This window comes from Candidatus Obscuribacterales bacterium (assembly GCA_036703605.1).
Lineage (GTDB): Bacteria > Cyanobacteriota > Cyanobacteriia > RECH01 > RECH01 > RECH01.
The window spans coordinates 1-7,275 of record DATNRH010000537.1 but is presented as its reverse complement, the minus strand read 5'-3'; the positions used below and the strand labels follow the sequence as shown (position 1 = coordinate 7,275).

7 protein-coding genes and 1 tRNA gene are annotated in these 7,275 nt (G+C 51.6%); 3 read left to right on the top strand and 5 right to left on the bottom strand.

Annotation, left to right across the window (positions count from 1 at the left end; genetic code table 11):
- Positions 1-238: 238 nt before the first annotated feature.
- On the bottom strand, positions 239-2,179 hold the full coding sequence (locus V6D20_11625) for a serine/threonine-protein kinase (protein ID HEY9816432.1): 1,941 nt from the start codon (positions 2,177-2,179) through the stop codon (positions 239-241).
- A 110-nt stretch (positions 2,180-2,289) separates the two neighbouring features.
- On the opposite strand from V6D20_11625, the gene V6D20_11620 reads away from it, so the two are divergent.
- The 3 genes from V6D20_11620 to V6D20_11610 all read left to right on the top strand — a co-directional run bounded on the left by V6D20_11620 (position 2,290) and on the right by V6D20_11610 (position 4,258).
- Complete coding sequence (locus V6D20_11620; protein ID HEY9816431.1) at positions 2,290-3,378, top strand: tocopherol cyclase family protein; 1,089 nt, start codon at positions 2,290-2,292, stop codon at positions 3,376-3,378.
- A gap of 50 nt (positions 3,379-3,428) precedes the next feature.
- Positions 3,429-3,502: transfer RNA gene (locus V6D20_11615), tRNA-Arg, on the top strand.
- Positions 3,503-3,556: 54 nt separating this feature from the next.
- On the top strand, positions 3,557-4,258 hold the full coding sequence (locus tag V6D20_11610; protein ID HEY9816430.1) for a DUF433 domain-containing protein: 702 nt from the start codon (positions 3,557-3,559) through the stop codon (positions 4,256-4,258).
- A gap of 143 nt (positions 4,259-4,401) precedes the next feature.
- On the opposite strand, the gene V6D20_11605 is transcribed toward V6D20_11610, so the two are convergent.
- The 4 genes from V6D20_11605 to V6D20_11590 all read right to left on the bottom strand — a co-directional run bounded on the left by V6D20_11605 (position 4,402) and on the right by V6D20_11590 (position 7,193).
- Positions 4,402-6,129: a restriction endonuclease subunit S gene (locus V6D20_11605; protein HEY9816429.1), complete on the bottom strand. Its 1,728-nt coding sequence runs from the start codon at positions 6,127-6,129 to the stop codon at positions 4,402-4,404.
- Between the two features lie 144 nt (positions 6,130-6,273).
- Entirely contained in the window at positions 6,274-6,531 is a 258-nt protein-coding gene (locus tag V6D20_11600; protein HEY9816428.1) for a hypothetical protein, read from the bottom strand.
- A complete protein-coding gene (locus tag V6D20_11595; GenBank protein ID HEY9816427.1) occupies positions 6,509-6,781 on the bottom strand; it encodes a hypothetical protein in 273 nt (90 codons plus the stop codon). Before V6D20_11595 ends, V6D20_11600 begins: the two co-directional genes overlap by 23 nt.
- A 37-nt stretch (positions 6,782-6,818) precedes the next feature.
- Positions 6,819-7,193, bottom strand: coding sequence for a nucleotidyltransferase domain-containing protein (locus tag V6D20_11590; GenBank protein HEY9816426.1), 375 nt, complete (start codon positions 7,191-7,193; stop codon positions 6,819-6,821).
- Positions 7,194-7,275: the final 82 nt, after the last annotated feature.

Below are 7,275 nucleotides of genomic sequence, written 5' to 3'. Positions count from 1 at the left end.
AGATTGATGCTGAGCAGCAGAGGCTCTTCTGTCTTACCTGGAATAGCCACGCAGAGTAAATAGGTAATCCAGGGGGCCGCAAACACCAGCACGGCAATGGGAATGCGCAAGTCTGCAAGCTGGACATAAAGTGCTTCAATGGTCATGATAGGCAGGATCTCAACGGACTCACAATATCGATATCTCCTCAAGACTACAACCGCGAAACTAGGGAATTCAGATCGGTTGCTGAAATCGCCTACTGATAGCGCCAAATTTTGATCGTGCGATCGCCACTGCCGCTGATCAAGGTACGATTATCGCGGCTAAACGCTAGGGCATTGACGCCCTTTTGATGACCATGACAGTAGCCCGCTAAGGTATGGCGCAGCCGCCCGGTTTTTAGATCCCAAAGCTTAATAGTGCAGTCATCGCCGCCGCTGGCCAAGGTACGACCATCGGGACTGATGCAGACCACCCGCACCCAGTCTAGATGCCCGGTGAGGGTTCGCCACAGTCGCCCTTTGCGCAAATCCCAAAGCTTAATCGTATTGTCACTACTGCCGCTAGCCAACATCTTACTGTCGGGGCTAATCGCCAGGGAATTAATATCTCGCTGGTGATCCGTCAGTTTGTGCATCAGTTCACCCGTACTGAAATTCCACAGCCAGATAATATTGTCATTGCTGCCGCTCACCAAAATCTTGCCGTCGGGGCTAATGTCCACCGCCGACACCGCTCGGGGATGGCGAATACTGCGCAGGAGCCGCCCGGTTTGCAAATGCCAAACTTTCACCGTATGGTCATCACTGCCGCTCACCAAGGCTTGACCATCAGGACTGATTTCCACCGACAGCGCCATCACCGACGCCGCCGTATCCGTGAGGGTGGACGACTGCTGCCCCGTAGCCACGTCCCATAGGCGAATGGAGTCATCTACACTGCCGCTAATCAAGGAGCGGCCATCTAGGCTAAACACCACCGACAACACCGGCGAGAGATGTCCTTCAAAGGTGCTCACCAAGGCACCGGTGCCCAAATGCCATAGCTTAATGGTGCGATCAAAGCTGCCGCTGGCGAAGAGCTTGCCATTGGGACTAGTGGCGATCGCAGCCACGGAGTTGGCATGCCCCTCCAACGTATAGACACAGCGCCAAGCCAGGGGCATTGTCGGCTGGATAGAAGGCAACTGGGTGGTGGCATAGCGGGACGGCGGGGGCGGTGGAGAGGGCGGCTTGGGGCCAAAGACGGCATCATCTCCCATCTCCGGCAGCGTATTCACATAGCGCAGGGCTGCGATCGCTTCCTGGGCCGATTGATAGCGCTGACTGATGGCCGGCTGCAGCAGACGATCCAGCAACAGACCCAATTCACTATGAATAGGACTGCGCAGATAGTCGCGCCAGATCCAAGCCCCTTCAGTGAAGGAATAGAGATCAAAGGGCGGTACATCGGTCAACAGATGAATGCAGGTCACCCCTAGACTATAGAGATCGCTAGCAAACACCGCCTTGCCGCCGGTTTGCTCCGGCGCTGCATAGCCCGCACTGCCAATCACCGTCCCGGTTTGCTGTAGCGCCGCAGCGCTGGTGAGCTTGGCCGCCCCAAAGTCCACCAACACCAACTGACGATCCGATCGCCGTCGAATGATATTGGCGGGCTTGATATCACGGTGGATCACCTGGGCTTGATGGATGAAGGCCAGCACAGGCAAAAGATCACCCAGCACATGCCGAATCTGCGCCTCGGTGAACGGCCCCGACTGGGCAACCTCTTGCTCTAGGGTTTGGCCATCCACAAAGGACTGCACCAGGTAGTGATAGCGATCTTCTGAGAAGTGGGCCAGGAGGTGGGGAATTTGGGGATGGGGGGATAGATGATCCAGGCGGTTGGCCTCTTCGTGGAACAGGTGGGTGGCCTTGTCTAAGCGATCGCCCGATAGGTTGCCCGGAAAAAATTGCTTGATCACACAGGGCGGTCGGGATGGAATATGTTCATCCACCGCTAGGTAGGTTTTGCCAAATCCCCCATGCCCCAAGGGACGAATCGCCCGGTAGCGATTGTTCACCTGCAGGCGCATACCGCAGCTTTGGCAGAATTGCGCTTCGGCCAAATTTTGCGGCGATAGACATAGGGGGTTGAGGCAATAGCTCATAAGTGTAGACCGGAGCGGCGATCGCCGTTGAGAAGGAACAGGCAAGGGACAGGCGGCCAAACCATCAGCCCGCGAAGAGCATCCATCGATGAACCGTGGCACCATGAAGAGAGGGAATCGCCCTCCCGTTGTCCCACCGGCACCCCGTCAAGATTATGGTAAGGTCTTTCCTCTATTTTCCCCATTCTTTAGCCACTCCTCACAGTGGTTACCACTGGGATGGCAGCGATCGCCGTTTTTTTGAAGGTTGGTACTACCGCGTCACCCTGCCGGAGGTGCAGCAAACCTTCGCGTTCATGTATTCCATCGAAGATCCGGCTGGCGGTCAACCCCATAGCGGCGGCGTTGCCCAGGTGCTCGGCCCCAACGATGGCTACCTCTGCCGCAGCTTCCCCGAGGTCTGCCAATTTTGGGCCTGGCCCCACGCCCTCGGGTTAGGCCATTGGCGATCGCATCCCGATCATCCACCCCGCCCAAGTCTTCTAGACCCTGATCACTTCCATCGCACCATCCAAGAAGGCTACCAAGGCACCGCCACAGAGCACCAAGGCAAGCTCAGCGATCCAGTCATGGGCACCTGCACCTGGGACTACCAGATTCAGCCCATCTACGGCTGGGGCAATGTCGATCAACCCCAGCAATCCACGGCCGGCTGGCTCTCCCAATTGCAAATTTTTGAACCCGGTTGGCAGATCCTCATGGCCCATGGTCTGGCCAGCGGCTGGATTGATTGGCAGGGCGATCGCTACTCTTTCCAAGATGCTCCCGCCTATGCCGAAAAAAATTGGGGCGGTGCCTTTCCAGAGAAATGGTTTTGGCTAAACTGCAATACCTTTGAAGATGAACCCGATCTGGCCCTCACGGCCGGCGGTGGACGGCGGAGCGTCCTCGGCTGGATGGAATCCGTAGCGATGATTGGCATTCACCATGGCGGCATCTTTTACGAATTCGTGCCCTGGAATGCACAGGTCACCTGGGAGATCTATCCCTGGGGAAGTTGGCGCATGACCGCCACCCGCGATCGCTTCCGGGTGGAACTCCATGGCAAGAGCGATCGCCCCGGCACCATCCTCCGTGCCCCCACCCTCGATGGCATGATTCCCGTCTGTCGCGATACGATGCATGGCTGGATAGACCTACGCCTATGGGAGGGCGATCGCTTGATGGTGCAAGCCACGAGTCGCCAGGGCGGTCTAGAAGTGGGGGGTGGGCCATGGGATCAGGTGTGGCGATCGCATCCCTAGGGGCCGCTTTATGGTCAGCCAAGGTTGCTGCTATGATGGGCTTGAACCCTGGGGCTGTAGCTCAGCAGGATAGAGCAACCGCCTCCTAAGCGGTAGGTCGCGCGTTCGAATCGCGCCAGTCCCGTTTCTCGTGATCCGCTACTACAACAGGGGCGATCGCAACTGGGAGGGTAGGTGAATGAGCCAACTATACGGAAAACGTGATCCGCGTGATATTCCAGCCTATTCAATTGGCGATGCTGCCCGCTACCTGCGAATCCCGGCGGCAACGATTCGATCGTGGACGGTTGGGCGAAAATATCCCAAAGCATCGGGAGAGGGCGTATTCAACCCTTTGATCCCGATTCTAGAGTTGAAGCCGCGCCTCTTGTCGTTCACCAATATGGTAGAAGTTCATGTGTTGAGAGCTATTCGCACGGATCACAATGTGGATTTGGCAAAGGTGCGGGACGCCCTTGATTTCTTGGAGGCAAACCTCAACATTACCCATCCCCTTGCTCACCAAGAGTTTCAGACTGATGGGGTTGACCTGTTTGTGGAGCGATATGGACACCTGATCAATGCCTCTCGATCAGGACAAATCGCGATGAAACAGTCACTGAAAACTCACCTTTCTAGAATTGAACCGGATGATACTGGTTTGGCCATCAAACTCTTTCCGTTCACGCGATCGCATGAGGAAAATAATCCTCGCATTGTGGTGATCGATCCACGCATTGCGTTTGGTCGTTTGGTTATTGAAGGGACTGGAGTACCAACCGATATGTTGGCTGAGCGGTATCGAGCTGGTGACTCGATTGATGAATTGGCGGAGGATTATCGATGCGATCGCCTCACCATTGAAGAAGCCATTCGTTGTGAACGTCCGATCGCCGCATGACCGAGGCAAAGCAAGGCGTTGCTTGAGGAGCTGCAAAGGCGTTTGGCTGACTGATTGTAAGGCTTAGGTGCAAGAGGCGATCGCTCCTTTATGTCGCAACACACTGTACTTGCGATCGCTCGGCACTCTCATCATCATGCCCCCTACACCACTAAATGACTGACCGCAGAGGCGGCAAACTGTTCCGCCACCTGCTGCTGCTGCCGCAATTGGGCTTCCAACTGATCACACTCCCGCATTAGTTCATCCACTTTGGCAACAATGCGTTTTTGTTCAGCAAGCGGGGGCAGGGGAAACTCAATATTTAATAGTCTTCCTACGCTTAAATGAGCAATGTTTGTGGTTTGTTGTGCCTTGTCTTGAAATCTACCGTTATGCATATAACCACGGAAAACCAACAGTGCATAGTCGGGCATTAGTTGGCTAAAAGCTCTAAACCTAACTAGAGTGTTTTGAAAACATGCTCCTGGAATTTCATCCCGATACATTGCTGGTCTTCCTACCAACTCGTAGCTCTGACCCTCGTTGAGTAAAATATCAAATTTCTGAAGTCTAAATATTTCTTGCTCCTCAGGTGAGAAATTCATCGTTTTAACATCTGATAAATTAAGCTGGTTCTCAAGGACATTAGCAACTCTCAAGTAAGGAACCATGTGTGCTCCAGAATGATTCTTTGGTGATCTTTGCCTGCCAAGTTTTACTTCTCCCACATCTTGGATATATGCCCATGACCAGTTTTTGGGAAGCTTAAACGGCATTGATTCTAAATCAAGATCAGCTAATGCTTTAGTAGCCCTAATTCTTTTTTCCTTGATCAGCTGCACTTTCTCCTGAATCATCGCTTTGAGATGATCTTGTGCATGACCGTCATTATCTTCTTGATAACTTAGCCTTCCACGGACGGCTAATTGGAGGAGCGATCGCCTCACATCCTTGACATCATCAGGGTGTTGGGTGAGGGGGTGCCAGTGTTGGTGGATGAACGACCAAGCAGTGGAGAGGGCGTCGTCGGTGGGGGCGTTCATTAGGGCGTCGAAAGCACTGGCGCGGAGGCGTTGCCGCAGGGAGTCGCGCTGCTGCTTCTCTGCCTCAAACTGGTCACACAACCCCATCAACTCATCCACCTTCGCCACAATCCGCTTTTGTTCGGCAAGAGGCGGGAGAGGAACAGGTTCTAGCCTGACTGTTGAAGTATTTAATTCTTGTTGCTTAGTTGTGCCACTAGTTTTATCCTCAATAGCCGATTGAATGCAGGGACTTGACAGCCAATAGTAAAGGAATATTGGAAGACATTCGATAGAGCGAATAACAGTCACATGAGAGTCTGCAACTACTTTCTGAGCAATCAGGTTATTTGGAAAAACATTAATACGTCCTACAGTCCCAGTTCCTGTAGAGTTCCAAAGAAGATCACCAGGCTGTAAAAAACGTTCTTTCCCATAAGATGAAATAGTTTCATCTTCAATATGACGAGATTTATCCAGCTCAAATCCTGTCCATTGGATACATTTTTGTGAAATCACTAAGACTTTTCCAGAGTCAGCATACTTTGGAGACTTACCTCGTTGAATGTATGAACTTACTGTATCCAAGCAAGTCCAAGTCCATTTTTCTGGTAAATCAAAAAGATGTTCAAGCTCGTTTTTTTCTGTCTTAATTTTGTTAGGCTTTGGAACTTCGCCAACTTCAATAAGTTTTTGTTTTTGAATTTGAATGCGATGTAGAAGATTTACAGCAGGTTCATCATCAGGATCTTGCGGTACAAGTTTTCCTCGGACTGCCATATCCAAAATCAAATTCCGCAGGCGTTGAATGCCGCCCGGTGCTTCAGCGATCGTGTCAAACTGCTCAAAAAACGTCTTCAAATCCATCGACTTACTTATCCCTTACAGGCCACGTACCCGACACCAGCATCACCAAGCCCCCCACCAAAATGACAGCAGCAATTCCTCCCAACACCCTATCCATCCCCGTCAACGATTCCATTTATCAATTCCTCTATTGTTGGTTAAAGACTATGACAATAAGTTGTCATAATCATCATGCGAACCAATCCAAATCCAGTAGTAATCTTCGCCAGCTTTGATTGCCACTGCTCGATAATCTTGGGTAATTCGAGCTGACCAAAGATTCTTTCCCACCTTCTTGAAATGCAGCGAGGGATGCGATGGATTTTCTTGCCATAGCTGATAGGCTTTCTGCGCTTTTGTCTTGAGTTCAGGGGATAACCCAGCATAAGCCTTCCAAAAATCAGGAGTTGTGAAGGACTTCATCTAAACTCCGTACCTGATTACTTTGAATAGCCAATTCTGCCCTGGCAATGAGGTGATCGAGCTTTCCTTCATCCACATCCTTTGCCATTTGCCGATCCCACTCATCATCTTTCGTTGTAGGTGTAACGTCTCCTTGTGACTGAGTGAGCCGCTGCTTCAACTGCTGCGCCAAATGCTCCATCACCTGCAACTGCTCATCTGTTGTCAGTTGATCCAGTTCATTCAAAACCTTATGCAAAAGTGGACTCATTATTTTCTCCCAATATTCAGCATGATTAACAGTATCTCTAAACCACAATCCCTTCTTCCTGAATAATTTGCTTGAGTGCTATAGAATGACACCGTTCTGCATCAACCAAATCGACCTTAATACCGGGCGATAAATCATTCAGCACGGCAACAGCTTCATAGAGGCGATCGGGAGCAATACCCCAAACAGCCAGGTCAATATCCGACCAGTGAGTAAAGGCATCTGGAACCGCCAAAGAGCCAAATACAACCACTCGCATGGCTCCAAACTGTTTTTGCAAAACATCCCGCAATTCTGGCAGCTTTGCCCAGGCTTTTTCCCGTCGCTGCGGTGCTAAACCCTCTCCAAACCGACGAGTTGGGTCAAACCGTTGTAATTCTGTTGGGGTTAGTTCTCGCACTGTTGTTGTCACCTTACCTCTCTCCTATTCAAAAAAGTGGCGTAGCAAATAACATCGAAGCCAAAATATCATCGGCTTCCAGATCGTCGTAATC

Coding starts and splice junctions, on each gene's coding strand:
- V6D20_11620 (HEY9816431.1), top strand. CDS start 2,290: ATGGTAAGGTCTTTCCTCTATTTTCCCCATTCTTTAGCCACTCCTCAC.
- V6D20_11610 (HEY9816430.1), top strand. CDS start 3,557: ATGAGCCAACTATACGGAAAACGTGATCCGCGTGATATTCCAGCCTAT.
- V6D20_11605 (HEY9816429.1), bottom strand. CDS start 6,129: ATGGATTTGAAGACGTTTTTTGAGCAGTTTGACACGATCGCTGAAGCA.
- V6D20_11600 (HEY9816428.1), bottom strand. CDS start 6,531: ATGAAGTCCTTCACAACTCCTGATTTTTGGAAGGCTTATGCTGGGTTA.
- V6D20_11595 (HEY9816427.1), bottom strand. CDS start 6,781: ATGAGTCCACTTTTGCATAAGGTTTTGAATGAACTGGATCAACTGACA.